General features: G+C 68.8%; 27 protein-coding genes. 11 read left to right on the top strand and 16 right to left on the bottom strand.

The annotated features are described in order from the left end of the window. Nucleotides 1–71 precede the first annotated feature (71 nt). A complete protein-coding gene (locus GV790_RS25050) occupies nucleotides 72–596 on the top strand; it encodes a histidine phosphatase family protein (protein ID WP_163816731.1) in 525 nt (174 codons plus the stop codon). Nucleotides 597–710: 114 nt separating this feature from the next. Continuing rightward, nucleotides 711–1,052 (top strand): hypothetical protein, encoded by a 342-nt coding sequence (locus GV790_RS25045; protein WP_163816719.1) that lies wholly within the window; start codon nucleotides 711–713, stop codon nucleotides 1,050–1,052. A 70-nt stretch (nucleotides 1,053–1,122) separates the two neighbouring features. On the opposite strand, the gene GV790_RS25040 is transcribed toward GV790_RS25045, so the two are convergent. The 3 genes from GV790_RS25040 to lysX form a co-directional block, all read right to left on the bottom strand. Continuing rightward, nucleotides 1,123–2,025 (bottom strand): cutinase family protein, encoded by a 903-nt coding sequence (locus tag GV790_RS25040; RefSeq protein WP_163816717.1) that lies wholly within the window; start codon nucleotides 2,023–2,025, stop codon nucleotides 1,123–1,125. A gap of 289 nt (nucleotides 2,026–2,314) precedes the next feature. Next, the gene (locus tag GV790_RS25035) at nucleotides 2,315–2,710 is read right to left on the bottom strand and encodes a hypothetical protein (RefSeq protein WP_163816715.1); all 396 of its coding nucleotides are present in this window, start codon (nucleotides 2,708–2,710) and stop codon (nucleotides 2,315–2,317) included. 106 nt (nucleotides 2,711–2,816) lie between these two features. After that, nucleotides 2,817–6,140, bottom strand: coding sequence for a bifunctional lysylphosphatidylglycerol synthetase/lysine--tRNA ligase LysX (gene lysX / locus GV790_RS25030; protein WP_175586003.1), 3,324 nt, complete (start codon nucleotides 6,138–6,140; stop codon nucleotides 2,817–2,819). 148 nt (nucleotides 6,141–6,288) lie between these two features. Between lysX and GV790_RS25025 the strand changes: the two genes are divergently transcribed. Continuing rightward, nucleotides 6,289–6,507, top strand: a complete 219-nt coding sequence (locus GV790_RS25025) for an RNA-binding S4 domain-containing protein (protein WP_036531561.1) — start codon at nucleotides 6,289–6,291, stop codon at nucleotides 6,505–6,507. Nucleotides 6,508–6,513: 6 nt separating this feature from the next. Here the strand turns inward: GV790_RS25025 and rraA are convergent, their stop codons facing one another. From rraA to GV790_RS24985, 8 genes are all read right to left on the bottom strand, one after another. Beyond that, nucleotides 6,514–7,002, bottom strand: coding sequence for a ribonuclease E activity regulator RraA (gene rraA, locus GV790_RS25020; RefSeq protein WP_163816712.1), 489 nt, complete (start codon nucleotides 7,000–7,002; stop codon nucleotides 6,514–6,516). A 134-nt stretch (nucleotides 7,003–7,136) separates the two neighbouring features. Further along, complete coding sequence (locus tag GV790_RS25015; protein ID WP_163816710.1) at nucleotides 7,137–7,502, bottom strand: DUF5313 family protein; 366 nt, start codon at nucleotides 7,500–7,502, stop codon at nucleotides 7,137–7,139. A gap of 105 nt (nucleotides 7,503–7,607) precedes the next feature. Continuing rightward, entirely contained in the window at nucleotides 7,608–8,078 is a 471-nt protein-coding gene (locus GV790_RS25010) for an SRPBCC family protein (RefSeq protein ID WP_163816708.1), read from the bottom strand. 34 nt (nucleotides 8,079–8,112) lie between these two features. Further along, nucleotides 8,113–9,039 carry a copper resistance D family protein gene (locus GV790_RS25005; RefSeq protein WP_163816706.1) on the bottom strand — a complete coding sequence of 309 codons (927 nt, stop codon included), beginning with the start codon at nucleotides 9,037–9,039 and terminating at the stop codon, nucleotides 8,113–8,115. Then, nucleotides 9,036–9,590 (bottom strand): copper resistance CopC family protein, encoded by a 555-nt coding sequence (locus GV790_RS25000; protein WP_163816727.1) that lies wholly within the window; start codon nucleotides 9,588–9,590, stop codon nucleotides 9,036–9,038. The genes GV790_RS25005 and GV790_RS25000 overlap by 4 nt, the downstream gene beginning before the upstream one ends. Before the next feature lie 11 nt (nucleotides 9,591–9,601). Next, the gene (locus tag GV790_RS24995; protein ID WP_163816705.1) at nucleotides 9,602–10,267 is read right to left on the bottom strand and encodes a YcnI family copper-binding membrane protein; all 666 of its coding nucleotides are present in this window, start codon (nucleotides 10,265–10,267) and stop codon (nucleotides 9,602–9,604) included. A gap of 36 nt (nucleotides 10,268–10,303) precedes the next feature. After that, nucleotides 10,304–10,855, bottom strand: coding sequence for a hypothetical protein (locus GV790_RS24990; protein WP_163816703.1), 552 nt, complete (start codon nucleotides 10,853–10,855; stop codon nucleotides 10,304–10,306). A 12-nt stretch (nucleotides 10,856–10,867) separates the two neighbouring features. Continuing rightward, on the bottom strand, nucleotides 10,868–11,503 hold the full coding sequence (locus GV790_RS24985; RefSeq protein WP_163816701.1) for a DUF6474 family protein: 636 nt from the start codon (nucleotides 11,501–11,503) through the stop codon (nucleotides 10,868–10,870). Between the two features lie 315 nt (nucleotides 11,504–11,818). Between GV790_RS24985 and GV790_RS24980 the strand changes: the two genes are divergently transcribed. The 3 genes from GV790_RS24980 (at nucleotide 11,819) to GV790_RS24970 (ending at nucleotide 16,292) form a co-directional block, all read left to right on the top strand. Continuing rightward, nucleotides 11,819–13,456, top strand: a complete 1,638-nt coding sequence (locus tag GV790_RS24980) for a TM0106 family RecB-like putative nuclease (RefSeq protein ID WP_228805985.1) — start codon at nucleotides 11,819–11,821, stop codon at nucleotides 13,454–13,456. Further along, nucleotides 13,453–15,411 carry a molecular chaperone HtpG gene (gene htpG, locus GV790_RS24975; protein WP_163816691.1) on the top strand — a complete coding sequence of 653 codons (1,959 nt, stop codon included), beginning with the start codon at nucleotides 13,453–13,455 and terminating at the stop codon, nucleotides 15,409–15,411. Before GV790_RS24980 ends, htpG begins: the two co-directional genes overlap by 4 nt. 320 nt (nucleotides 15,412–15,731) lie before the next feature. After that, nucleotides 15,732–16,292, top strand: coding sequence for a hypothetical protein (locus GV790_RS24970; RefSeq protein ID WP_163816689.1), 561 nt, complete (start codon nucleotides 15,732–15,734; stop codon nucleotides 16,290–16,292). A gap of 137 nt (nucleotides 16,293–16,429) precedes the next feature. Here GV790_RS24970 and GV790_RS24965 read toward each other — a convergent pair whose 3' ends face one another. Then, a complete protein-coding gene (locus GV790_RS24965; protein WP_014348381.1) occupies nucleotides 16,430–17,197 on the bottom strand; it encodes an SDR family NAD(P)-dependent oxidoreductase in 768 nt (255 codons plus the stop codon). 156 nt (nucleotides 17,198–17,353) lie between these two features. Here GV790_RS24965 and GV790_RS24960 point away from each other — a divergent pair, with 156 nt between their 5' ends. Further along, nucleotides 17,354–18,250 carry an SDR family NAD(P)-dependent oxidoreductase gene (locus GV790_RS24960; protein ID WP_163816687.1) on the top strand — a complete coding sequence of 299 codons (897 nt, stop codon included), beginning with the start codon at nucleotides 17,354–17,356 and terminating at the stop codon, nucleotides 18,248–18,250. Between the two features lie 6 nt (nucleotides 18,251–18,256). Next, a complete protein-coding gene (locus tag GV790_RS24955; protein WP_163816685.1) occupies nucleotides 18,257–18,922 on the top strand; it encodes a TetR/AcrR family transcriptional regulator in 666 nt (221 codons plus the stop codon). A gap of 8 nt (nucleotides 18,923–18,930) precedes the next feature. On the opposite strand, the gene GV790_RS24950 is transcribed toward GV790_RS24955, so the two are convergent. From GV790_RS24950 to GV790_RS24935, 4 genes are all read right to left on the bottom strand, one after another. Next, nucleotides 18,931–19,665, bottom strand: a complete 735-nt coding sequence (locus tag GV790_RS24950; protein ID WP_163816683.1) for a TMEM165/GDT1 family protein — start codon at nucleotides 19,663–19,665, stop codon at nucleotides 18,931–18,933. Between the two features lie 293 nt (nucleotides 19,666–19,958). Continuing rightward, a complete protein-coding gene (locus tag GV790_RS24945) occupies nucleotides 19,959–20,486 on the bottom strand; it encodes a peptidase (protein ID WP_163816680.1) in 528 nt (175 codons plus the stop codon). A 203-nt stretch (nucleotides 20,487–20,689) separates the two neighbouring features. Then, nucleotides 20,690–21,313 carry a superoxide dismutase gene (locus GV790_RS24940; protein ID WP_014348386.1) on the bottom strand — a complete coding sequence of 208 codons (624 nt, stop codon included), beginning with the start codon at nucleotides 21,311–21,313 and terminating at the stop codon, nucleotides 20,690–20,692. 371 nt (nucleotides 21,314–21,684) lie between these two features. Further along, the gene (locus GV790_RS24935; protein WP_175586002.1) at nucleotides 21,685–22,296 is read right to left on the bottom strand and encodes a hypothetical protein; all 612 of its coding nucleotides are present in this window, start codon (nucleotides 22,294–22,296) and stop codon (nucleotides 21,685–21,687) included. Nucleotides 22,297–22,772: 476 nt separating this feature from the next. Between GV790_RS24935 and GV790_RS24930 the strand changes: the two genes are divergently transcribed. Genes GV790_RS24930 through GV790_RS24920 form a run of 3 tightly spaced genes read left to right on the top strand, consistent with a single transcriptional unit; the run spans nucleotide 22,773 to nucleotide 25,056 of the window. After that, the gene (locus tag GV790_RS24930) at nucleotides 22,773–23,144 is read left to right on the top strand and encodes a rhodanese-like domain-containing protein (protein WP_163816677.1); all 372 of its coding nucleotides are present in this window, start codon (nucleotides 22,773–22,775) and stop codon (nucleotides 23,142–23,144) included. 32 nt (nucleotides 23,145–23,176) lie between these two features. After that, on the top strand, nucleotides 23,177–24,292 hold the full coding sequence (locus GV790_RS24925; protein ID WP_280210572.1) for a DUF4328 domain-containing protein: 1,116 nt from the start codon (nucleotides 23,177–23,179) through the stop codon (nucleotides 24,290–24,292). Continuing rightward, nucleotides 24,289–25,056, top strand: coding sequence for a glycerophosphodiester phosphodiesterase (locus tag GV790_RS24920; protein ID WP_163816675.1), 768 nt, complete (start codon nucleotides 24,289–24,291; stop codon nucleotides 25,054–25,056). Before GV790_RS24925 ends, GV790_RS24920 begins: the two co-directional genes overlap by 4 nt. The last annotated feature ends 150 nt before the right edge of the window (nucleotides 25,057–25,206 follow it).

The following is a 25,206-nucleotide window of genomic DNA, read 5'->3' as shown; positions in this document are numbered from 1 at the left end:
GAGAACAGGATCCGGGTGATCGAGCAGTAGTCGATGGGGAACGTCAGCGGGCGGGCCAGGCCGAGAATGTCCTGGAGCAGGCCGAGCGGGTGCCCGCGGCGCTGGCGCATCATCGGATCGCGCGGGTGGTGAGCAGTCCGCAGCGCCGGGCGCTGGAGACCGCGCGGCCGACGGCGGCGAAGCTGGGACTCGAGGTCGAGGTGCTCGACGGGCTGGCCGAATACGACCGGGACCTGCCCGCGTACATCCCGATCGAGGACGCCAAGGTGGAGTTCCGGGCCGAATACGATCGGATCAAGGCCGGTCATCTGCCGACGGTGATCGACGAGCCCGCGTTCAAGTCGCGGGTGCTGGACACGATCACCGATATCGCGGTGCGCGCCGACCACACCGATACCGTGGTCGCGTTCGCGCACGGTGGGGTGGTCAATATCCTGCTCCAGGACATTCTCGGCCTGGCCCGCCCGCTGACGTTCCCCATCGACTACTGCTCGATCACCCGGATCCTGTTCTCTCGCACCGGACGGCGCACCGCCGCCACCATCAACGAGAACGGGCACGTCTGGGAGCTGCTGCCGCGCAACATCAAGGCCTGACCCACACGGCCATTCCCAGCAGACTGCCAGCTCGGTCCCACCGCTGTCCCAGCGTCGGCGGCTTTCCTGGAGTTCGTGCACCGCGGACGCGGTTCATGTTCCGGGAGAAAGGGATTGACGTTGCACTCCACGAAACTGTCTTCTGTTCGACGGATCGGCCTTCGGGTCGCGGTGGCGGGTGCGCTCGCCGCGGTACCGGTGGCGGCGGTCGCTGCCACCGCATCGGCCGAGGCGCCGAGCGCAGCCACCACCCAGGTCGCCGAGGCGGCTGCCCCGGTCGCGGCGAGCGCCGATGAGGTGAGTCGACCGGGGCTGCACCTCGGGGAGCACCGCGATGGTGAGCGTCGCCTGTACCTGGACGATCACCGCCCCGGCGGCCCGGGCCCCGACGGTTCCGGACCGCGCATCCTGCATCGGGTGCTGCCCGGCGCTACCGGTTCCTTCGGTAGCAGCTAGCGGCTGCGCACACGACTGCGGCCACCGACCCGGCAGTGCCGAGTGGGTGGCCGCAGGGCGGAGCCGCTGATCACGCCATGCGCGCGAACCAGTTGTGCATCCAGGAGATGGCGGTCTGCCCGCCGCCCACCTGGTAGGTGCCGTAGCTGGTGTGGGCGTGCGACTGGTAGAAGTCCTCCAGCTCCTTGATCCGCTGCTGGTTGGCGGATTCGGTGAGCTGGGCCTGCAGGGTCGGGATGCCGCCGTTCGCCATCAGATCGTTGATGATCGCACCGGCTTCCAGCTGGTAGCGCCACATGTTCGCGGGATTGGCGTCCGAGCTCTGCGCAAGGAATCCGGCGAAGCGGGTGACGAAATCGTCCGAGGCTGTCGCGCAGTAGAGGTCGTCGACGGCGCAGATGGTGCGCACTCGGTCGTGGATCCAGCCGAAGCCGCCGACCCGCGGCCCACCGCCACCGGCACCACCCGCGTGCGGGCCGACCTGGATATCGTTCGGCGAACGCCGCGGATCCGAGATCAGGCCGACGCCGGCGATCCGGCTCGGCGGGACGACGCCGACGCCGGTGCCGATCTCCGCGGCGAGATCGCCTGCGGCGTCGGCACCCTGGCTGTAGCCGACCAGGCCGATCTTGGTGGCACCGCACCGCTGCGCCATCGCGCCGACGAGCCCGCGCGCCTTGTCGGTGGCCTCACGCTTGGACTGGCCGTAGACATCGCCCTCCCACGGGAAAGCGGTGGCGGCGTAGGTGACGTAGTCGACCTTCGTCTCCGGGCCGAGCCCGTTGGTCACGCCGGACAGCATGCCGGGCTGTGGCTTCTTGTCATGGCCGGTTTCCCAGGTGCCGGGAATCGCCACCACGTACAGACTCGGGCATCCGGGTGCGGCCGTTGCCACGGCGTTACCTCCGACAACCAACCCGGATGCGATCGCCACGCACGCGCCGAGTGCCGCGGCAACCTTCTTGAACTGCATACTGCTCCAGTCAACCCATCGCCCCTGATCAGGGCGTTCCCGTACACGCTGTCGCTATGATGCTGAACTCGTCGGATGGCGCACCGGTGCACACGAAGTGAACACCATTCCACCCGTCGAGTGCGCACACCCGGATAACATCCGAGGCCCCGACGCACACACCGCGAATAACAATAGGGCTACACCGGAACGCCCGCCAACCGAACGCGATCGGTTGTCCGGTTTCCTCTACTGGAGCTATCTCGCACCGACCCGTGGAGCTACGGCCCGGTGCGAGTGACGCGTCCGTCTAGTGATTCTGCGGCGGGTACTGCCCACCCTGCGGCGGGTACTGGCCGCCGTGGGGCGGGTTGTTCGGGTCCTGCGGGTACTGGCCCTGCTGCGGGTACTGACCCTGCGGCGGGTATGGGTTGTTCGGGTCCTGCGGGTACTGGCCCTGCGGTGGGATCTGGCCCTGCGGCGGCTGGGCGTTCTTCTTGCGCTTCATGAGCAGCACGACCGCCACGACGATGGCGAGAATGGCGACGACGCAGATGATCCCGATGATCAGCCCGCCCTTGCCCTTCTTGCCTTTGCCGCCTCTTTTCGCCAGCTCCTGCTCCATGGCCGCGGTCCACACGTCCGGGCTCGCCCAGGTCGAGTGATCGAGCGTGGCGGCGTTGGTCAGCAAGTCGAGGTGATACAACGAAGATCCCCAATCCGATGTGTGTCGGCGGCCTCCTCCTGGCGCCGGATCCTCCACACTATTGCCCGCGGGCTCGGCGCGCGAAACATTCGGCGAGCCGATCGCGTCAGCGTGGCTTGACCAACGGGAACGGCAACGTCTCGCGGATGCTGCGGCCGGTGATCAGCATGACGATGCGGTCGACGCCCATGCCGAGGCCGCCGGTGGGTGGCATGGCGTGTTCGAGGGCCTGCAGGAAGTCCTCGTCCAGTTCCATGGCCTCCGGGTCGCCGCCCGCCGCGAGCATGGACTGCTCGGTGAGCCGGCGTCGTTGTTCGACCGGGTCGGTGAGTTCGCTGTAGGCGGTGCCCAATTCGACGCCCCAGGCCACCAGGTCCCAGCGTTCGGCGACGCCCGCGATGCGGCGGTGGCTGCGGGTGAGCGGGGAGACCGAGGTGGGGAAGTCGATGTAGAAGGTGGGCTCTTCGGTGCGGTCTTCCACCAGGTGCTCATACATTTCCAGCACGATCTGGCCGGCGTCCCAGGCGTGCTGGTACGGGATCGTGTTGGCGTCGCACAACTCTCGCAGCCGCGTGACGTCGGTGCGTGGAGTGATCTCGGTGCCGATGGCCTGCGAGATGGCTCCGTGCACGGTCTTGACCGGCCATTCACCGGAGATGTCGACTGCCTCGAAGGTGCCGTCGCCCTTGGGGCGCATCGCGACCATCGCGCCGTTGGCGGCCAGGGCCGCGTTCTGGATCAGCTGACGGCACAGGTGCATCATCCGCTCGTAATCGCTGTGCGCCTCGTACGCCTCGAGAATGGTGAATTCCGGGTTGTGGCTGAAATCCACGCCCTCGTTGCGGAAGGTGCGACCCAGTTCGAACACCTTCTCCACGCCGCCGACGCAGAGCCGTTTGAGGTAGAGCTCGGGGGCGATGCGCAGGTAGAGGTCCAGATCGTAGGCGTCGATATGGGTGCGGAACGGCGTCGCGTTGGCGCCGCCGTGCACCTGCTGCAGGATCGGCGTCTCGACCTCGATATAGCCCCAGTCGGTGAGCGAATCCCGCAGCGACCGCACCACCGCACTGCGTTTGGCCAGCACGTCGCGGGTCTCCGGGTTGATCATCATGTCGACGTAGCGTTGCCGGACCCGCGCCTCCGGATCGGCCAGGCCCTTCCACTTGTCGGGCAGCGGGTGCAGGCATTTGCCCAGCATCCGCCAGTCCGCGACCAGCAGCGACAACTCCCCGCGCCTGCTGCGCCCGATCCGCCCGCTGACCTCGATGAGATCGCCGAGGTCGAAGAATTCGCCGAATTCGGCGCAGCGCTTGGCGCCGAGCCGTTCCCGGTCGAGTACCAGCTGGATGTCGTCGGACCAGTCGCGCAGCACGGCGAACACCACGCCGCCGTAGTCGCGGATGCGCAGCAGCCTGCCGCATACCCGCACCGTCGTCCCGCGCGGTGACCGGCGCGCCGCCGCGACGGTGTGGGTCGGCGGATAGGCGACGGGGTAGGCGTCGATGCCGGTGGCGGCCAGCCGATCCAGCTTGTTCATCCGCACCCGCACCTGTTCGGGCCTGCGCGCCAGCTGGAGTTCGGCCTCGGATTCGGGCGGCTCGGGCGGGCTGCCGTCGGCGTGCAGGCCGGTGCTGGTCGGCGGGACGGCGGGGTGGCGTCCGGTGTGCGTGGCCGGGTCCGGTTCGGCGCCGAAGCGCGGCAGGAACCCTTCGGCAAGGCCGCTGGCCATCGCCACCCGCGGCAGCTGCCTGCGTTCCTCGAACAGGAAGAACCGCGGCACCCAGATCGGCTGATATTTCACATTCGACCGGTATAGCGCTTCGAGCTGCCACCACCGGGAGAAGAACAGCAGCACCCCGCGCCAGGCCCGCAGGATCGGCCCGGCACCGATGCGTCCGCCTTCCTCGAATACCGAACGGAACACCGCGAAGTTCAGCGAGATCTTGGTGATGCCGTACTGGTCGGAGGTGAGCGCGAGCTGGGAGATCATCAACTCCATCACGCCGTTGGGTCCGAGCGGGTCGCGGCGCATCAACTCCAGCGATACTCCGGTGCGGCCCCACGGGACCATCGACAGCATGGCGAGTACGCGGTCGTCGGAGTCGACGGCCTCCACCAGCAGGCAGTCGCCATCGAGTGGGTCGCCGAGCCGGCCGAGCGCCATCGAGAAACCGCGCTCGTTCTCGGTATCGCGCCAGGCCTCGGCCCGCGCCACGATCTGGGCGAACTCATCGGCGGGGATATCCGAGTGGCGCCGGATCCGCACCCACATGCCTTGGCGGCGCAATCGGTTGACGGCTTGGCGGACCGGCTTCATCTCGGCGCCGGCCAGGGAGAAGTTCCTGGTGTCGAGCACGGCCTCGTCGCCGAGGCGCAGCACCGACAGCCCGGCTCTGCGGTAGGCGGTCGCTCCGAGTTCGCTGGCGCCCATCACCGCGGGCGCCCAGCCGAACTGGTCGGCCAAGCGCAGCCAGGCATCGATCGCCTGCGGCCACGCCTCTTTGAGGCCGATCGGGTCACCGCTGGCCAGGCAGACACCGAGCTCGACCCGGTAGGTGATGGCGGCCTTGCCGCTCGGCGCGAACACCACGGCCTTGTCGCGGCGAGTGGCGAAATAGCCGAGCGAATCCTCCACGTCGGAGCGGGCCAGCAGTCCGCGCAGCGCGGATTCGTCGAGCCCGGTCATGGCGTTGTCGGCGCGCTGGGAGCGCAGCAGCACGATGAAGGCACTGAGCAGGGCGACCGCGCCGAACAGGCCGAGCAGGAAATTCACGAAATGATGCGGCGAGCCGTCGAACTGCTCGTTCTCCACCAGGATCGCGCCGGTCACCCGGTACACCGCCCACAGCGGGCGTTGCGCCCCCGCGGGCAGCGAGCCGGGGAACATCTCCACCAGGCCCCAGCCGAGCAGGCAGCCGAGAGCGGCCCCACCCATCAGCGCGAGCAGCGCTTTGCGGCCGGCACCGCGGCGCACCCGGGTGTAGAACTCGGGCCAGGCGGCGATGAGCACACCGATCACCGCCACGTGCACCACGGCCGCGACCAGGGCGTTCACATCGCGGTCGGTGAGGAAGGCGACGACGTTGTCGAGCACCCACGTCACCAGGTAGATGACGAGCAACCACCAGGCGATGCGTTTTCGTCCGGCCGTCGCCGCCGCGAGCAGACCCACCACCAGTGCCCACACCAGGCTGGTGTCGGGAGCGTCGAAGTAGTAGTCGTCGATGTAGTGGCGGGGCGCGTGGGTCAGATAGCGCAGCGCGGGCGACAGGCTCCACAGCAGACATGCCACCGCGAACACACCGAGCACCAGCCCGGCGTAATGCGGAACCTCGGCCAACCGGCCGCGCCCCCGATGCGGTACCGGCGCAGCGGGTCTGCTCGCGGATAGCTCGGTGGTCGTGCGTAGGTCGTCTGGCGCGGAAGTCACCGATCCAGTGTGACCGTTGGGGTGGATTTGCCGGTCGTTTGTCGCGGCGTGTTCGCGACCCCTTTGCGACGTCTCAGAAATGGCGGATCAGTGCCGGATGCTGGGCCGCTGCAGTCTCGGCCGGGCCGGAGGAGTAAGTATTTAGTTCATGTCGGAACCAGTCGATGTGCCGATCGATGACGAAGCCATTCGGCTCGGCCAATTTCTCAAATTGGCCAATCTGATCGATTCCGGTTCGGAAGCCAAGACGGTGATCGCCGCGGGTCTGGTGCGGGTGAACGACGAGGTCGAGCTACGGCGCGGACGGCAACTGCACGTCGGCGATGTGGTCGCCCTCGCCGGTCACCAGGCGCGAGTCGCGGAGTAGGCCGGATCAGTCCGCTGCGCGGACCACGACCCCGTCGTGATCGCTGTAGAGCATGTCGCCCGGCACGAAGGTGACACCGCCGAACTCCACCGGTACGTCCTTGTCGCCGGATCCGGTCTGGGTGCTCTTGCGCGGGTTGGTGCCCAGCGCCTTGATACCGATGTCGAGGGTGCGCAGGATGGCCGAATCGCGCACGGCGCCGTTGACGATGACGCCGGCCCAGCCGTTGGCTACGCCGCGGCCCGCGATGATGTCGCCCACCAGAGCGGTGTGCACGCTCGCGCCGCCGTCCACGACCAGCACCTTGCCCTCGCCCGGTTCGCTCAGCGTCTGCTTGACCAGCAGATTGTCCTGGAAGCAGCGGATGGTGGTGATCCGGCCGGAGAATGCCGCGCGGCCGCCGAACTGGATGAATTGGGTATCACAGCTGCGAATCTCGGGGCCGATTTCGTCGGCCAGGTCCGCGGTCGCCACAACATCTGTCGGTTCGGTCATGGCCCTCAGCTTAGAGGTGGCCGGGTTTCACCCCGAACGGACCGCTCGGTCTGGGTCCGTTCCCTTGGGCCCGACACGATCAGGCGCAGCCGGGCGCCGGACCGCGCATGGCCGGAGCGAAGGCCGAGGTACGCCTATCGATGTCCGTAGCGCAGTTCGTACATCTCGCGATCGTGGTCGGAAATCTTGCCGTGATCGACCAACCCCGGATCGAGCCCGTGCTGCACCAGCCGATACCGGCGCCACACATAGCTGAGCGCGACGGTGAAGATGATCAGCGGCACGATCATCATCACGATCAGCCCGAGCTTGAGCGGCATCGGTCCGGGAAACAGCAGCACCAGCGCGAAGAACGGAATGATCGGCCCGATGAACCGCACGAGATAGCGTTCCATGGCCCCGTGCCCGACCAGGTCGTGGACCACCCACTCGTGCAGGTCCGCGGGGAGCTCGCGGCCCAGATCATAGGCAATGCGCTGCCCGAAGGTGGGTTTCTTCATACCTAAAGGCTATGCCTGTGCAGGAGGTCACCGCCAGCTGCGAATGGGGATTTGAGCAGGGCATTCGACCGATTTCCCACACTCGCTGTGTCCCGCCGGCAGTGCTCATTCCGTGCCGTCGGCCCCGCGGGTCCGGTGGAACTCCGCGATCTGCTTGGTGAGGTTGTCGGTGCTGTGCTTCACCGCGATCTTGACGAACGGCTCGATGGTCTTGCCGAGTGCCTTGCCCGCCAGTCCACCGGGGACCCGGTAGTCGACGATGGCGTCGACGGTGCACCGCTCGGCGTCCTTGGCGTGGAACAGGAAGGTCGATTCGACCTCGAATCCTTTGATCGACTTCACGCCGATCGCGACATGCGGTTCCCAGCGCACCACCTGGATCCGGGAGTTCAGCGAGACCGGCCCCAGCTTGATGTGGCCGTCGAACGTCGCACCGACACCTTCGGTCTGGCTGCCCACCGGCGTGAACTCCTGCACTTCGCGCAGAAAGCGCGGCAGGTTGCGGTAATCGTTCACGTAGGCGAACGCGGTTTCGGCCGAGGCGTCGCAGTCGGCGACGATCTTCACTTCGGTCATGGCGCAACCTTAACCGGGCGTTCGCCCGCGCCCGTCATGCCGTGACGGCCAGCGTCGCCGCCAGGCCGAACGCCGCTGCCATCACCACCACCTCGACGGTGGCCCGGCGCAGCGAGGCATCGGCGGGCATCCGGTGATCGGCGGCGCGGCCGACCCAATCGCGGCGCCACCACCAGCCGAGGGCCAGCAGCACGCCCAGGATCAGTGTCTTGGCCAGCAGCACCCGTCCGTATCCGGTCTGCACCAGCGGCGCGAGCCCGGCGATCCGGACCAGGCCGTTCACCAATCCGGTCACCGCGACGACCGCCACCAGCGGCAGCGCCACCGCGGAGTAGCGCGGCAGGGCGAGCGCCCATTCGCCACGAGAACGCACCACCAGCGCCAGTCCGATCAACAGGCCGAGCCACGCGCCCGCGGCCAGCGCGTGCACGGCGGCCAGTACCGAGCCGAACGGCTGCTGGGACATATGCCCGGTGATCGGCCGCAGCGTCAGCGCCACCGCCGCGAAGACCAGCACCAGATCCGGCGAGGCGGTCGCCGGGCGCCGGAACGCCAGCGCCGAATAGCAGGCGATGGCACCGGTCCCGATCAGGATCGCGATACCGACCTGGCCGCCGCTGAGCTCGGTGAGGAAGGTGGCGAACCGTCCGGCGTCCAACGCGCCGACCCGCACCCCGACGACGTCGGCGGCCTCGAACACCAGCACCACGAATTCACTGCCGCACCAGATTCCGGCGAGCACCGCAAGCAGCCGCCACGGCGGCCGCAGCCGCTCGTGTACCCGCGGCAGCGCGGCCAACCCGAGCACGGTGGCCCCGGCCAGATCGGCGAGCACCCGGACCGCGCTCTCGGCCGTCACCGCGGTCAGTGCCCAGGCCAGCAGCACACCGAGCAGCCCGGACGGGACGACCAGCAGCAGTGCCGGACGGCGGTCACGGCCGCCGGTCGCCCGATCGGTCACCGGCCGCTCTTACCGCTGCCCTTGCCGAACAGGCCCGTCCCGAACAACGCGAACGCCAGTCCGCCACCGAACAGCACGATCGCGCCGACGATGAACACCCAGATCGGAATGCCGCCGGAATCGCCGTCGCCCGCGTCCGCCGAACCCAGTGCGGGGCCGGGGGTTCCATTGCCGGGGGTGGTGAGGGTGAAGGTGAGTTTGCCTTCCACCGGATGCCCGTCGGCGGAGGTGACCCGGTAGCCGACCCGGTAGGTGCCCGCCGGTCCGAGTTCGCCGACCGCGACGCTCACCGTCTTCCCGTCGACCACCGGATCGCCCTTGGACCACAGATGATCGTCGGGGCCGACCACGGTCAGCGAGGGGAAGTTGGGTTGCAGGTTCTCGTTGAAGGTGATGGTGACCCGCTCGGGGCCCGCATCCAGCGAGGCGCCGTCCTCGGGGGAGGTGCCGACCACCGCGGAGTGCGCCGCGGCAGGCCCGGCGACGGTGGCGCCGACACCGAGGCACACGGCCCCGGCGAGCAGGGTGAGCAATACTGCGCGCAGTCGCACGCGCCCGCCGCTCACGACCGCCGTCCCCGCAGGACCGAGCCGACGCCGAGCCCGAGCCCGACCAAGCCGACCGCAAGCCCGATTCCGCCGAGCCAGCGGGCCGTGGTGTCGGTGCCGGAATCATCGGATTCGGTTGCCGCGGCCTGATCTTCGCTCTCCACGCCGTGCGTGCCGTGTGAATCGCCGGAGGCGGCGGCCAGCGTCAGGGTGGGGGCGGGGTTGGCGACCAGGCCCTGATCGGCAGGCTGATTCCAATCGACGACCTTGCCGTCGCTGTAGGTCTGCTTGGTCGGGAAGCTCACCGAATCCTGCTGCGGCAGGGGGCCGAGGGCCACCGCGAACTGCTGGAACTGGCCGGGCCCGACACCGGGGTTACCCGGATCCGCGGTCCAGGTCACGGCGGTGACCTGGGACTTGTCATTGCGATCGACCTTGGCGGTCCAGCCGGGGATCGGCTCGGTCATGGCAACCGCGAGATTGGGCACGGTGACGGTGACGGCTGTGGTCGCGGCGGTATCGGATTCGGTCGGAACCCGGAAGGTGGCCACCGCCATCGCACCCTGCTTCGCACCGGGCGCGTCGACGGTGACGTGGGCGTTCGCGACCCCGGCGGTCAGCGCGAGCAGTCCGCCGCCGAGCGCCACCGTGCAGATGGCACGCGAAATGAACGTTTTCATGAATGAAGTGCTTTCTCTCCGAAAGGTATTGATGCGTCAGGCCGGGCGTGCCAGGGGCGGGGCGCGCGGGCCCGCGGCACCGATCGGAGACCGGCCGAGCAGCCGGAAGATCACGACACCGGCATTCGGCGGGCGGTGCGTGAAGGGCGTGCGCGGCGCCGTCACCACGATCCGCACGGCCGCCGATACCGCGCGATAGAGCCGCTCGGCGAGCGGGATCAGCGCGGCGCAGACGGCGGTCGCGGTGAAGTGCGCCAGCAACATCGGGCCCGAGGGCAGATATCCGCCGAGCAGTTCGCCTGCCGGTGCGGCCGCGGTGGGGGAGGCGTGCTCGTGGCCGTAGAGACCGGTGAGGGCGACATGTCCGCCCGCCTGTCCAGCGGCCAGCCAGGCGAGCACCGGACCCCAGCCCATCGGCCGCGCGGCGGCGGCAAGACCGGTCACCGAAGCGGCGATCAGGATCAGCGCCAGTTCGGCCGACGACGGATACGCTCCACCGGCCAGCCCGTGCGCGGCGACCGCGAGCGCGCCGGCCGACGCGCCGACCAGGAAGCCGCGCGGGCTACCGGAGGTCGGGCGTCGGTACATCGGTGCGGTGGATCAGCGCACGCCGAGGCGGGCCAGGACGTCGGATTCGAGGCCGGTCAGTTCGTCGGCGATGGAGGCGTGCACGGCGCGACGGCGCTGTGCGGGCATCTGGTCGGCGGTGCGCACGGCGGCGCTCAGCGCTTCCAGGCGGTCGCGGGTCGCCGCGACGAACTTCTTGCCCTCGCCGTTGTCGCCCGCGCCGACCTTGTCGAGCGCGGCCTCGGTATTGGCGATCCTGGCGTGCAGGCGGGCACCGTGGCCGGTGTACTCGCCGAGCTGTTCGACGCCGATACCGAGCTGGTGGGCCTTGCGGTTGTCGAGCTGGGCGCGCACCGCGGTGGCGCCGCGGTAGGCCAGCGGGGCGAGCACCGGCACCAGGATCCTGGCCACGCCGATGTACTTCTTCACCTGTCCGACGCTGAACGGATCACGCTCGGCCTTGGCCGCGGCCTTCAGTGCGGCCTTCTCCTCCGCCTGCAGCGCGGCGATCTGAGCCTTGGCCACCTTCTTCTGGGTGCGGGTCTCAGCGCGCCGCTGTTTACGATCGTTCTTGGCGGCGAGCTTGGCTTCCAGGGCCGCCTTGTGCTTGAGGGCTTTCGCCTCGGCCCGGCGGCTCGGGCGCCGCTTGCGCTTCGTGAACAACCCCATCGTTGGCCCTCCGTCATGCTGGTTCGCCCTGGCGGCTCGGCGCGCGAAGTTGCCCGTCCGCCCATGTCACACGGTTTGCCGACACCCTATCCGGTCGCGGCCGGTCGCTGCGAGGGCGGCGGGCGAACGCCGGGGACGCGGGCGACGATTCGCTGATCTGTCGGGGGTAGGGACCATACTGCTTACGTGCATCCGGGCAGGGCCGATCGAGAGGGTCGCGAGTTGGACGAGGGAACCGAGCAGGATCGGTCCGTCGCCGCAGCGACCGCGTTTCTCGATGCCAGGGCGCTGATCGGGTGCAGGCACCGGCTGAATATGAACGCCACGCATCCGGAGCTGCTCACCGGCGTCCGCGAGGACGCGGGCGTGCAGCAGCGTCGCGAGGCCGCCGTCGCGCATCGGCTGCGGGTACGCGACGCCCTGGTCGGCGCCCGTCCCGAACAGTGGGTGGTGATCGATCCGGCGTTGCGCGCGGCCGATCGCGCCGAATCCACCATGCGCGCCTGCGCGGCGGGAGCGCTGTGCATCTGGGGCGGATTGCTGCCGCAGGAGCCCGATACCGGTCGCCGCGGCGGCGCCGAGATCCTGCTGCGCGATCTGGACCGCGGCGGCTATATCCCGGTGATCGTGGTCAACCACAAGGTCACCGATCCGCGTCAGCCCGAGCCGGCCGAATTCCACCCAACCACCTCGGATCTGTACCACTGGGATCCGCAGCCGGATCCGCACCGCAAACTGCGTCAGCAGCCGCGCGATCAGCAACGCCTCGCCCACCTCTACCGCATGCTGCAACGGCACGGGCTGGCCAGCCCCGCCCTGGTCGGCGGGGTGATCGGCTACCACTTCGACCGCATCCTGGTCCACGATCTGACCCAGGTGCTCGCCGATTACGACCAGCGCTACGCCGACCGGATCGCGGTGGTGCGCGGTGAGCTGCCGACGGTGCCGTCGAAGGTGCCCGAGTGCAGGCAGTGCCCATGGTGGAACCGCGGCGGGGCCGACGGGCGCGGGTGCGAGGGCTGGTTGATCGACCACCGCGACGTCAGCCTGGTCGCGCCGGGCTCCCGCGCCGACGTGCTGCGCGGGCACGGCGTGCAGACCATCGACGATCTGGCCGCCTGGTCCGGTCCCGAACCCGAGGACTGGCAGCACGGCCCGTTCGAGGAGGCCGTGGTCACCGCGCGCGCCTGGATCGCGGGCGCGCCACTGGTGCGCCGGTTCGACCAGGTGAAGGTGCGCCGGGCCGACGTCGAGGTCGACGTCGATCTGGAGAGCTTCCAGGAGTTCGGCGCGTACCTGTGGGGCACCCTGCTCGACGGGGTGTACCGGCCGTTCGTCACCTGGGATCCGCTGCCCACCGAGGACGAGGGGCGTTCCTTCGGCGAATTCTGGACCTGGCTGATGCGCGTGCGGGCGGAGGCCACCGCCGCCGGCAAAACCTTTGCCGCCTACTGCTATTCGCGTACCGCCGAGGACAAGTGGCTCTACGAGTCGGCGCGCCGGTTCGCCGGTCAGCCGGGGGTGCCGACGGTGGAGCAGGTGCGCGCCTTCGTCGATTCGCCGCAGTGGGTCGACATGTTCCAAGCCGTCACCGAGCAGTTCATCTGCCCGAACGGCAAGGGCCTCAAGAAGATCGCGCCGGTGGCCGGTTTCGCCTGGCGCGATGCCGAGGCCAACGGCGAGGCCTCGATGAGCTGGTACCGGCTCGCGGTCGGCTACGACGGCGCGCCCGATCTCACCCAGCGCACCCGGCTGCTCGAATACAACGAAGACGATGTGCGCGCCACCATGGTGCTGCGGGAATGGATGTGCCCGCGGGTGCCGGGCCCGCACCGCGCCGAGCTGGAGGTGCCCGCGCTGGCCGATTTCGCGCGGCCGGCCGATCTCGCGCGAGTGGGGGACCGCTCTCGGGCGTCGGAGGCGGTCGGCGGCGGCGGTAATATTTCGGCGTGACTGAGCACGTCGAAACACTCGAGTTCCAGGCCGAAACCCATCAGCTGCTCGAGCTGATGATCCACTCGGTCTACTCCAACAAAGACACGTTCCTGCGGGAGCTGATCTCGAACGCTTCCGACGCGCTGGACAAGCTGCGGCTGGAGTCCTACAAGGACAAGGACCTGCACGTCGACACCTCCGACCTGCATATCGAGCTGGAGGTCGACAAGGACGCGCGGGTCCTCACGGTCAAGGACAACGGCATCGGCATGTCGCGCGCCGAGGTGGTGGACCTGATCGGCACGCTCGCCAAGTCGGGCACCGCCCAGCTGCGCAAACAACTCAGCGAGGCCAAATCCGAGGCCGCCGCCGAGGAGCTGATCGGCCAGTTCGGCATCGGCTTCTACTCGACCTTCATGGTCGCCGACAAGGTCACCCTGACCACCCGCCGCGCGGGCGAGACCGAGGCCACCCGCTGGGTGGCCGAGGCCGGTAGCTCCACCTACAGCATCGAAACCGTCGACGACGCCCCGCCGGGTACCGCGGTGACGTTGCAGCTCAAGGCCCCCGACGAGGACGATCACCTCTTCGATTACACCCAGGAGTGGAAGCTCCGCGAGATCGTCAAGAAGTACTCCGACTTCATCGCCTGGCCCATCCGCATGTCGGTGGAGCGCACCGTCACCGAGGGTGAGGGCGAGGACAAAAAAGAGAAGACGATCGTCGAAGAGCAGACCCTCAACTCCATGAAGGCGCTGTGGACCCGCCCCAAGAGCGAGGTGAGCGACGAAGAGTACAAGGAGTTCTACAAGCACGTCAGCCATGCGTGGGACGAGCCGCTCGAGACCATCCCACTCAAGGCCGAGGGCACCTTCGAATACCAGGCGCTGCTGTTCATTCCGTCGACGGCGCCGTTCGATCTGTTCACCCGCGAGCACAAGCGGGGCGTGCAGCTCTACGTCAAGCGGGTGTTCATCATGGACAACTGCGAAGAGCTGATGCCGGAGTACCTGCGCTTCGTCAAGGGTGTGGTGGACGCCCAGGATCTTTCGCTCAACGTCTCGCGCGAGATCCTGCAGCAGGACCGCCAGATCCAGATGATCCGCAAGCGCCTGGTGAAGAAGGTGCTGTCCACGGTCAAGGACCTGCAGGGCGCCGAAGACCAGGGCAAGTACCAGACCTTCTGGCGCGAGTTCGGCCGCGTCCTGAAGGAGGGCCTGCTCTCCGACTTCGACAACCGCGACACCATCCTCGAGGTGTCGTCGTTCGCCTCGACGCACTCCGACTCCGAACTCACCACGCTCGCGCAGTACGTGGAGCGGATGAAGGACGGCCAGGACTCGATCTACTACATGACCGGCGAATCCCGCCAGCAGGTGGAGAGCTCACCGCATCTCGAGGCGTTCCAGGCCAAGGGGCTAGAGGTGCTGATCCTGACCGATCCGGTCGACGAGATGTGGGTCGGCTCGGTGCCGGAATTCGACGGCAAGCCGTTCAAGTCCATCGCCAAGGGCGAGGTCGATCTGGAGACCGAAGAGGAGAAGAAGGAGTCCGAGCAGCTGCGTGAGCAGCAGGACAAGGAGTTCGCCGAGCTGCTGGGCTGGCTGGGCAAGACCCTCGAGGACAACGTCAAGGAGGTGCGCCTGACCAACCGGCTCACCACCTCACCGGCCTGCCTGGTGGGCGACGTCTTCGATTTCACGCCGATGCTGGAGCGGATGTACCGGGCCTCGGGCCAGGTGTTGCCGGAAACCAAGCGCATCCTCGAGCTGAACCCGACCCACCCGCTGGTCACCGGCCTGCGCGAGGCCTACGACTCCCGCAAGCAGGACGCCGACGAGGGCAAGGTCCCCGAGCTCACCGAGACCGCCGAACTGCTGTACGGCACCGCGGTGCTGGCCGAGGGCGGCGAGCTGAAGGATCCGGCGAAGTTCGCCCACATCCTCACCGATCGGCTCACCCGCACGCTCTGATGCGGGCCGAGGGCAGTCCGCCGATACGGCGGGCTGCCCTCGCCACAGTCGTGCCGCCGCGCCGCTGACGCCACACCAGCCCGGCGATATCTGCGCGCTGGAGCCACGGTTCGTCCACCGCGGCCGGTCGCGTGGGCTATCCATCCGCTAACGCACGGCATCCAACCGCGGTGCGGCGCAATGAGTCCGATCTCCTGCTGTTCGATTCGGCGCCGATGTGCGCGACCCAGCCCTTGGTCTGGGATTTGTACAAGTAGCTGTCGCTGAAGGCGATAGATCATCCGGAGTGCGAGATCCGCGCTCCGGACAGGAGATCGATCATGTCGACTACGACCCTGCGTGGCCGTAGCATTCGCCGGGCGGTGGCCCGAACTGTTCTGCTGGGGGCCCTTGTGCTCGCTCCCGCCGCGACGGTAGCGCCCGCATTCGCCGAGCCGATCGGCTCGACGCCGACCGCGCCCACTCAGCCGACCACGGCGCCCACTCAGCCGACGCCGCCGACAACAGCGCCGACGCCGCCGACAACACCACCACCGACGACGCCCGCGCCCACCCCGCCACCGGAGCACAAACCGCCGAAGCCCTGCCCGGACGGTGGGTTCGATATGGGCACGGGTTGCCCGCCCCCGCCGCCGGACCCGTACGGCCCCGACGGCTATGACGTGCACGGTTACGACCGGTCCGGCTACGACCGTTCGGGCTTTGACCGTTCCGGTTACGACCGCTTCGGACGGGACCGTTTCGGTTATGACCGCAATGGCATCGGCCGCGATGGCTACACGCGCCAGGGTTGCGCGGTCGATGGCAAGGACCGGCCGGACGCCGACCACGAGGCCTGCGAGCGTTGGCGCTCGCGCCCGGCGACCGGTAGCGCCGGCTAGCGAGTTCGCGGCCTGCCGGGGCCGCGCTCCCGCCTCGCCGCACGCGCGAACGCCCGCCGACCCGCGGTGAGCGGGAGGGCGGGCGCCGAGCGCCGGGCAGCGCGAAACGATGCCGGGCGGGTAGTACTACCGCGGGATTACCGCGGCGCCATGCGCAGCGCGCCGTCCATGCGGATGGTCTCGCCGTTGAGGTAGTCGTGCTCGACGATGTACTGCGACAGCTGCGCGTACTCGTCCGGGCGGCCCAGCCGCGACGGGAACGGCACACCGGCCTCGAGGCCCTTGCGGTACTCCTCGGTGACGCCGGCCAGCATCGGGGTGTCGATGATGCCGGGGGCGATGGTGTTCACCCGGATGCCGAACTGGGCCAGGTCACGCGCGGCCGGAACGGTCATGCCGTGCACGCCGCCCTTGGAGGCGGAGTAGGCGATCTGGCCGATCTGGCCCTCGAACGCGGCGACCGAGGCGGTGTTGATGACCACACCGCGCTGGCCGTAGTCGTCGACCGGATCGGTCTTGGCGATGGCGTCGGCGGCCAGGCGCATCACGTTGAAGGTGCCGAGCAGGTTGACCGTGATGACGGTGCGGAACAGCTCCAGATCGTGCGGGCCGTTCTTGGACAGGATGCGCCCGGCCCAGCCGACACCGGCGCAGTTGACCACGATGCGCAGCGGCGCGCCGGATTCGACGACCTTCGCGACGGCGGCGCTGACCTCGTCGTTGCTGGTCACATCGGCCGGAAGGAGGGTGACACCGGCGGGCACGTTGTCGCCGGCCCGCTCGATCGACTGCGGCACGTCGAGCCCGAAGACGGTGGCGCCCAGTTCGGCGAAACGCTTGGCGGTGGCGGCGCCGAGGCCGGACGCGCCTCCGGTGACAATGGCGGCGGAACCCGAAATCTCCACGATGGTCCTCTCGTTCGTGACAAGCCAGTTGGCCCTTCGTCAATTTGCACCCTAACGGGTCACCGGTGAGGCGCGGATCACCACTCCCTGGCCTCGGGGCCCAGCGGTCCGGGCAATTTGCGAACACTAGTGTTCGCTGATGGTACCGTCGGCCGCATGACGTCGATATTTGGTGGATCGGTCGCCGGCCGCCGGGTGCTGATCACCGGTGCGGCCCGCGGCATCGGAGCCGCGCTGGCCAGGCAGTTGTCCGCGCACGGCGCGCAGGTGGCGCTGCTCGGGCTGGAATCGGAATCGCTGGCGGAGGTGGCGCGCGAGTGCGGCGGGGCGCCGTGGCGCTATTGCGATGTGAGCGACCGCGCGCAGGTGGACGCCGCGGTCGAGGACGTCGTCGGCGAACTCGGCGGCCTCGATGTGGTGGTCGCCAATGCCGGTGTAGCCAAACAACTTCCGCTGATCGGCGGTGATCCGGAGGTGATGGAGCGGACGCTGGCGGTCAACGTCCTCGGCGTGTACTACACGGTGCGCGCGGCGGGCCCGCACATCTCCCATTCCGAGGGCTACGCGCTGGTGGTCTCCTCGCTGGCGGCGGCCGTGCACCTGCCGCTGCTCGGCGCCTACAGCGCGTCGAAGGCGGGGGTCGAGGCACTCGGCGACACCCTGCGTCACGAACTCCGGCACACCGGGGCGAAGGTCGGCGTCGCGTATTTCGCCGAACTCGACACCGATATGACCGCGCGCGGATTCGGCACCGAGGCGGCACGCTCGCTGCTCGGGCGCAGCACCGTGTCCGGGGTGGCGCCGCTGGGCCCGGCCATCGACGCCGTCGAACGGGCCATCGCGCGCAGGCGCCGACAGGTGGTTTCGCCCTGGTGGGTGCGGTTCGTGCTGCCGTTGCGGCCGATCGCACAACGCGTCACCGAGCTGGCGTTGCGGCGCGGCGTGCACGAGGCCCTGAGCATCGCGCGCACCGAAGCGACACCCTTCACGACCGAGCAGCCCGCGCGAACCAGCAGAATGGGTCAGCACCCGCCCGACCGAACACCGGAGTAGCCAGCCATGACCGACCCGGCCACCAGTCTCCGCCAGCTGCCGCGCGGCCGGCACGGTCTGCCCCGGGAGCAGGTCGTCGCCTCACAACGCGAGCGGATTCTGCACGCGATGGGCGAGGCGATGGTCGACAACGGTTATGTCGGAACGTCGGTCGCGGCGATCCTGAAGAAGGCCGGTGTCTCGCGCGAGACCTTCTATGAGCAATTCCGTTCCAAGGAAGACTGTTTCGAGGCCGCCTACGAGCGGGCCGTCGAGCAGCTGCTCGCCCGGATCGACGAGACCGATGCCCCCGCAGCCGATCCCGGCGATCCGGCGCATATCGACCCGGTCGAGCGAATGCGCCGGCTTTTCGACACCTACCTGCGGCATCTGGCCGACGATCCGGCCGGTGCCCGGCTGTTCCTCGTGGAGGTCTACGCCGTCGGAGCGAAGGCGGTCGCCCGGCGGATGGAGCTACAGGACCTGTTCGTGGAGCGGATCGCCGAGGTCCTCGACGCCCGCACGCCCGAACAGCGCTTCGCCTGCCGAACCCTCGCGGCGGCCGTCGGCGCGATGGTGACGGGCAAGATCGCCACCGATGATGTGGCCGGGCTTCGTGCGCTCCGCGAACCCTTGCTCGAGCTCGTCGTTCGCGGCGGGGATCTGTACGGGCAGGCGCTGGCGGGCGGCTGATATCGGCGTCAGCGCAATTCCTCAGCGGGCTGTTCTGAGCCATCGGTTGCCGCGATGGGCGCTGCGACCGCTGTCCGGCGCCGGGTCAGCACGTAGAAGACCGCCCCCGCGAGGGCAGGCACGGTGATCGCGACGGCCGCGCCCGGCAGGGTGCCGAGGCCGGGCCAGGCGAGCCCGGTGAGCGTCAGCGAACCGAAGAACAGGAACAGCAGCCCGGAACCGATGCCGATGGCGCGTTCGGGCAGATGCTTGCCGACCAGGATGCCCAGTGCGATGGCCAGTGCGTCCGCGGCGACCATGCCGATGGTCGAGCCCAGCCAGACGCCCGCCCAGTCGTAATCGGTGGCCAGGGCGGCGGTGGCGAACATGGTGCGATCGCCCAGTTCGGCCAGCAGGAACGCCGACAGCACCACCAGGAACGGGGCCGCGGTGGCGAAACGGGAGACCTTGGGAGCGGCTTCGGCGTCGTCTTCGGGATCGAGGTGCTCGCGCAGGGTCCAGACGCCGACGGCGAGGAAGGTGAGCGCGGCGACCAGCGCGATCGCCGTGGTCGGCAGTGCCGCGCCGAGGAAGTGGCCGACGGCGACCGAGATGACGTGCACCGCGGCGGTGGCGGTGGCGATTCCGCCGAGCACCACCCACCAGCGATAGCGCAGTGCGAACGTCAGCGCCATCAGCTGGGACTTGTCACCGAGCTCGGCGAGGAAGACGATGCCGATACTCAGCAATACGGTGGCGATCATGTGATGTGTTCTCCCGGGCTCCGGCCAGTCGGCCGGAAAACGGGACGCCTCCGGCCGACAACGTCAAGGTTGTCTCGGCCGAAGGTCTCGCCCACCGGAGAAGTTCCGGTTCACGCAGCCGGACCCGCGCCACACGCGGCGGCGGATCAGTATGTCGACTACGCGATTGGGGGCTACTCCCCTTCGCTGCTGCCGACTCTACCCGCCCTGGCGTCGCGACGGCAACTCGCTGTTGTCGAAATCGCAATGCGCGCAATAAGTTTGGTGATCCGTGCGGTAGATTTCGGGTGCCCTTACGCGGCCAGCAGCATAGCCAGAACCGCGGTGTCGGGATCGCTGATCGGATCCAGCCCGACCCGGCTGACCAGCGAGGTCACCGTTCCGTCCAACTCGGCCTCGGCCCATGCGGCCCGGTGTTCCAGCCCCAGATGCGGCACGCCGGGCAGCAGCACACAGCCCGAGGCGGCCCCGCTGCATTCGGGCAGCGACGGATTGGTTTCGGACGGCGGATGCAGCATCAGCAGGGCGGGCGGCACATGCTCGGCAAACTTGCCGGGCGTCACCGCGGACTCACCGAGCACCGGCCCTTCGGCCAGTACCAGCCCGACGGTGCCCGGCTCGGGATCATCGGGCAGATCCTCGCGCGCCCCGAACACCGTCGATGTCGACAGCAGCCCGGGCAGGCTGGCCACCCGCACCGCGAGCACCAGCAGCTGCGCCCATTCCTTGGTGGTATCGGGCCAGCGCCCGGAGATGACGAACCCGCGAAGAGATCCGCGCGCTTGGAACGGCGTGACGCCGATCTGACCATCGCTGCGCATGAGGCCTCCCGTCATGGAACCGGGGGCGGCATTGCCCGTCCTCGAACTGTGGACTTGAAGAATGAACCCGAAGGCATCTGGCACACAAGTACCAAAGAGTGCCAGTACGTCTCGGCGTCGACCCGCAGAGGGCTTTTCACCAGCAGAAACGCAGCGGGCCCCGACACCATGCGGTGTCGCGGCCCCGGGCGCGTCGGATGCTCTTACCCGAAGATCAGGCCCTTGCCCTGGTTCACGGCCTTGGCGAAACGGTCCTGCACGTCGGCCCAGTTGACGACGTTCCAGAACGCCGTCACGTAGTCGGCCTTGACGTTCTTGTACTGCAGGTAGAAGGCGTGCTCCCACATGTCGACCTGCAGCAGCGGGATGATGCCGAGCGGCACGTTGGCCTGCTGGTCGTAGAGCTGGAAGGTCAGCAGCTTCTGGCCGAGGGTGTCGTAGCCGAGCACCGCCCAGCCCGAGCCCTGCAGGCCGTTGGCCGCGGCGGTGAACTGCGCGCGGAACTTGTCGAACGAACCGAACTGGTCGTCGATGGCCGCGGCCAGCTCGCCGACCGGCTTGTCGCCACCGTTGGGGGACAGGTTCTTCCACCAGATGGAGTGGTTCACGTGTCCGCCGAGGTGGAACGCGAGGTTCTTCTCGTGCAGGAAGATGGCGCTGTGATCGCCGGCCTCACGGGCGGCTTCCAGCTTCTCCAGTGCCGTGTTGGCACCGGCGACGTATGCGGCGTGGTGCTTGGAATGGTGCAGCTCGTTGATCTGCCCGGAGATGTGGGGTTCCAGGGCGCTGTAGTCGTAATCCAGATCCGGCAGCGTGTACTCAGCCACGATGTCCCTTCCTTGTCGGGCCGCGCACTCACGAACCTCGCGAGCGCTCTCGACCATCATTCGTACACCCGATCGGTTCCAACTTGCCCGGATGCCCCGGCATTCCGGTGACGGTGCTCACTCGGGTGGGCCCGGGCGCTGCCGCGCCACGTTCATCGGCGAGCAGTAAGAACCGCACTCGTGCATCGAACCATGCCGGGAAGCGACTAACTAGTCGGGCGGTCCGGGCTGTGGATCGCGAATGCGGGCGGGTGGGGCAGGTCGAACCGTTCGCCGGGGCGAATACCCATTCCGGGAACGTCTATCGGTGAAACGCCGATGCCGCACACCGGATCGGCCCGGTATGCGGCATCTGCTCGGCTGTCGCCGGCTCAGAGCGGGGGCGCGATCCCCGGCCGCCTGGTGCGCGGATCGCCCGCGTCGTGCGCCGCCCACCAGCGCCGGCCGCCCGCGATGAACTCCGGCAGCGGGATCTGCTTGCCGCGGGGGTCGTGGATGGTGATGCTGTCGAACCAGACCCGCACGTCGAGTTCGCGCGGATCGAGACCCTCCTCCTGGGAGAACTCGAGCACATGCGGCGAGACGCGCTGATCGATCATGGTGTCGAAGCTCAGCAGCTCGCTCCACAGCGACCAGCTGCTGTCGTCGATGTCGATGAAATCCCAGCCGTGCAGCCTGCCGCCGCCGAAACTGGTGATGGCATCGCCGAGCCCGTCCAGTTCCAGCGGCAGCACGGTGGGTTCGACGTCGTCCCAGCGGTGGATGCGCAGCGAGGCGGCCACCCGGCTGACGCCGTGGAAGGTCATCCGGACCTTGATATCGGCAGGTGTGGATTCCTGTGCGGGCAGTGTGAGTACTTCGAGGTCGAGTTCGAGTCGGCCGGTGTCGGCATCGACGGCGAGGCCGAGGCACGCGGCCTCCCTCAGTGCGATGTCGATTCCGGCGGTGTCCAATCCGTCAAGTAGCCCCCTGCTCGAGTTCATAGCGCCAGGCTACCGAGATCACCGCCCAGATCGGCGCATTTCAAGTTTTCACTAGGGTTGTCGTTTTTTTATGGAACCGAATCCGGGTCGCTTCCGTCCAAGTACATGTCGGGAGCTTCGACGGCGCAGCTCCCGAACAAGGCGGCGGATGACCGCTCCGGGATGGCTGGAGGGGAGTCCCGGATCGGTCGTTCGCAACCGTCGCCCGGTGATCGCCCAGTTGAAGCCGCGATAGCGTCAGCCTGTGGACGATGCGCCGGACGATAGCTGACACCTGTGGATCAGGTTGTGGAATCTGTGGATAACTACACCGACTTATCCACATCCCCCCAGAAATCGGGGCACCGGTCGGAAGTCGGCGCGGCATAACCTACGCGGGGCCCGCTGGCCCGGCGCGTCCCAGGTGTGCGGTGTTCGCACCGATGGACGGGCACGGAAGTCCGCGATCGTACGGCACCCATGGCAGGATCGAACACGTGACGAGCTCCGAGGTCCCGACGGTACCGCTGAACGAGGTGCCAGGTGAATTCGACGACAGTGCGCGCGCTGCCGCGGAGAAGGCCGGCGCGATCCTGCTCGACGTGCGCGAGCCCGACGAGTGGGCGCTGGGCCACGCCCCGGGCGCCGTCCACATTCCGGTGGACGACATCCCGGCCCGGCTGGACGAACTGGACTACGACGCCCAGCTCTACGTCATCTGCCGGCAGGGCGGCCGGTCCTTCGAGGCGGTCAAGTACCTGACCCACGTCGGATTCGACGCCATGTGCGTCGTCGGCGGCATGGTGGAGTGGCAGCGTACCGGCCGCCCGCTGGTCGGCGAGGGCGAGCACGAGCCCAAGATCTACTGACGAAAGAGCGAGGTGCGACGGCATTGAGTACGGTGGTGCAACCCTGTGCGCGCTGCGGCGCGCGCTGGGCCGTACAACAGGCGGCGCCGATGCACTGGTGCCCGCGTTGCCGTGGCGTCCTGCTCTCGCCCGGGCCGATCGACGCGCCCGCCGAACGGCGCAACTACCGGTGGGTCGCCCGCAGGCCCGATCACCGTCCGCGCGGCACCGCCGCCCCCGGCCGCACCGGGCCCACTCCCACCCCGCACTACACCGAGATCCCGCGCTGGGGACTGCGCGATGAACCGGCCCGCGAGCCCGTAGCCGCCCGGCCGCCGCTGAATGTGCTGGCCGGCTGGCTGCCCCCGCTCTTGATCGCGACGGCGCTGATGTTCGCCATCGCGGCGGGCTCCGAACTCGGTCGTTACCTGCTGTTACTGCGCAATCGCACCTATCTCATCGATCCATTGCTGTTGACGTTCTCCGACGCGATGGTCAACGCTTCGGCGCTGTTCGCCGCGGTGCTGGCATTGCTCGCCGCGGTCGCCGCCGTCGGCTGGCTGATCCAGGCGCGCCGGGCCGTATACGAGGGTCGTGGTCTGCGCGATCCGCGGTCGCCGCGGATGCTGGTGCTCGGCTGTGTGATCCCGGTGGTCAACCTGCTGTGGCCGGGAGTTTTCCTGAGCGAGATGGTGGCCGGCCGGGAGGATCCACGGCCGCTGCGTGCGGTGCGGGTGTGGTGGGCGATCTGGGTGTTCGGCGGAGCCTGCGCGGTTGCCGCGCTGGCCTGGCGCAGCGCCGACTCGCTGCAGGCCGAGGCCGACGGAGTGCTGTTCACCGCATTCACCGACGCCGTCGCCGTGGCGGTGGCGGTGGCGACACTGTGGATTGTGCGGATGGTGGAGGGCCGCGATCTGCTCGGGCGCGCCCATATCGCGCACCGCTGGGTGGTGGCCGCGGACCCGGCGGTGCCCGTCATCGAACCGGTGCAGCCGGGATCGGCTACCGTCGCAGCCCGGGCCGATGCCGGCGCGGGCCGCCCCGACGGCGGTGCCGCACCGGACGGTGCGATCGCGGCCGGCGACCACGCCGACGCGGAGCCCGCGGCCGAGCCGAGTGCGGAGGCGGCCGATCGTGAGCATCAGGAGCAGGAGGTCGTGGCGAAGTGAGCCAGCCCAATCGCGCACCATTCGTCGTCGCCCATCGCGGCGCGTCCGCCGAACGCCCCGAGCACACCCTCGCCGCCTACGAGCTGGCCCTGCAGGAGGGCGCCGACGGCGTCGAATGCGATGTCCGGCTGACCAGGGACGGGCATCTGGTCTGTGTGCACGACCGCACCGTCGACCGGACGTCCTCGGGCACCGGCCTGGTCAGTGAACTCACCCTGGACGAGTTGAAGGCCCTCGACTTCGGCACCGCAGGCGAACCCGCCTCGGTACTCACCCTGGCCGAGCTCATCGCCCTTGTGCTCGATTGGCGCAGCCGCCCGACCAAGCTGTTCATCGAGACCAAGCATCCGGTGCGCTACGGCGCGCTGGTGGAGAACAAGCTGCTGGCCGAATTGCAGCGCTTCGGCATCGCGACCCCGGCCTCGGCCGATCACTCCAGGGCCGTGGTGATGTCGTTCGCGGCCACCGCGGTCTGGCGGATCCGCCGCGCCGCGCCGCTGCTGCCGACCGTGCTGCTCGGCGAATCCTCGCGCTATCTGGGCGGCAGCGCGGCCACCACGGTCGGCGCCACCGCCGTCGGCCCGTCGGTGAAGACGCTGCGTGAACACCCCGATCTGGTGGACAAGGCCGCCGCCGCCGGCCGCGCCACCTACTGCTGGACCGTCGACGATCCCGAAGACGTGCGGCTGTGCGCCGATCTCGGCGTCAGCTGGGTGGCGACCAACCATCCGGGGCGGACCAAGGCACTGCTGGCCACCGCCTGAGCCGGTCGAGACCCGGAGGCGGCAGCGGAGCGTAACCACGCAGGGCCTCCGGCTCGGGCGCCGATCGACACCGCCTGAGCCGGTCGATGGCGACTGCCGAGCCGAGAGCGTGGCGCGCGGAGCGGGCGGCCCTGACCGGTGTAGTTTGAC

Origin of the sequence: Nocardia cyriacigeorgica (assembly GCF_010858045.1) — a bacterium.
Lineage (GTDB): Bacteria > Actinomycetota > Actinomycetes > Mycobacteriales > Mycobacteriaceae > Nocardia > Nocardia cyriacigeorgica_E.
Note: the sequence above shows the minus strand (reverse complement) of the source record. Positions and strands in the feature narration are given on the sequence as shown.

Excerpts from the sequence above, each read along its gene's own strand:
- GV790_RS25025 (WP_036531561.1), top strand. The coding sequence starts at position 6,289 with ATGTCGGAACCAGTCGATGTGCCGATCGATGACGAAGCCATTCGGCTC.
- GV790_RS24945 (WP_163816680.1), bottom strand. The coding sequence starts at position 20,486 with ATGCGCAGCGATGGTCAGATCGGCGTCACGCCGTTCCAAGCGCGCGGA.
- GV790_RS24960 (WP_163816687.1), top strand. The coding sequence starts at position 17,354 with ATGACGTCGATATTTGGTGGATCGGTCGCCGGCCGCCGGGTGCTGATC.
- GV790_RS24985 (WP_163816701.1), bottom strand. The coding sequence starts at position 11,503 with ATGGGGTTGTTCACGAAGCGCAAGCGGCGCCCGAGCCGCCGGGCCGAG.
- GV790_RS25015 (WP_163816710.1), bottom strand. The coding sequence starts at position 7,502 with ATGAAGAAACCCACCTTCGGGCAGCGCATTGCCTATGATCTGGGCCGC.
- GV790_RS24990 (WP_163816703.1), bottom strand. The coding sequence starts at position 10,855 with ATGTACCGACGCCCGACCTCCGGTAGCCCGCGCGGCTTCCTGGTCGGC.
- GV790_RS25010 (WP_163816708.1), bottom strand. The coding sequence starts at position 8,078 with ATGACCGAAGTGAAGATCGTCGCCGACTGCGACGCCTCGGCCGAAACC.
- GV790_RS24935 (WP_175586002.1), bottom strand. The coding sequence starts at position 22,296 with ATGAACTCGAGCAGGGGGCTACTTGACGGATTGGACACCGCCGGAATC.
- GV790_RS24980 (WP_228805985.1), top strand. The coding sequence starts at position 11,819 with ATGAACGCCACGCATCCGGAGCTGCTCACCGGCGTCCGCGAGGACGCG.
- GV790_RS24950 (WP_163816683.1), bottom strand. The coding sequence starts at position 19,665 with ATGATCGCCACCGTATTGCTGAGTATCGGCATCGTCTTCCTCGCCGAG.
- GV790_RS25040 (WP_163816717.1), bottom strand. The coding sequence starts at position 2,025 with ATGCAGTTCAAGAAGGTTGCCGCGGCACTCGGCGCGTGCGTGGCGATC.
- GV790_RS24955 (WP_163816685.1), top strand. The coding sequence starts at position 18,257 with ATGACCGACCCGGCCACCAGTCTCCGCCAGCTGCCGCGCGGCCGGCAC.
- GV790_RS24970 (WP_163816689.1), top strand. The coding sequence starts at position 15,732 with ATGTCGACTACGACCCTGCGTGGCCGTAGCATTCGCCGGGCGGTGGCC.
- GV790_RS24995 (WP_163816705.1), bottom strand. The coding sequence starts at position 10,267 with ATGAAAACGTTCATTTCGCGTGCCATCTGCACGGTGGCGCTCGGCGGC.
- rraA (WP_163816712.1), bottom strand. The coding sequence starts at position 7,002 with ATGACCGAACCGACAGATGTTGTGGCGACCGCGGACCTGGCCGACGAA.